The following is a 248-nucleotide window of genomic DNA, read 5'->3' on the forward strand; positions in this document are numbered from 1 at the left end:
CGCTAGAGAGCTTAACTTCCGTGTTCGGTATGGGAACGGGTGTGACCTCTCTGCCATCATTACCAGACTGTATTCATTTAAGACAAGAATTATTGTAACTCATTTAACTTTTAAAGTCAACAAGTTTTTTATATTCTTTCAAAACTAGATAACATTTGCTTCATATTATATGGTTAAGTCCTCGATCTATTAGTATTCGTCAGCTCCACATGTCACCATGCTTCCACCTCGAACCTATCAACCTGATC

1 rRNA gene is annotated in these 248 nt (G+C 37.5%); it reads right to left on the reverse strand.

Annotation, left to right across the window (positions count from 1 at the left end):
• Positions 1 to 67, reverse strand: a 5S ribosomal RNA gene (gene rrf, locus MR083_RS28370); the annotation flags it as partial.
• Positions 68 to 248: the final 181 nt, after the last annotated feature.

Origin of the sequence: Bacillus cereus group sp. BfR-BA-01408 (assembly GCF_022663305.1) — a bacterium.
GTDB classification, from domain to species: Bacteria; Bacillota; Bacilli; order Bacillales; family Bacillaceae_G; genus Bacillus_A; species Bacillus_A pacificus.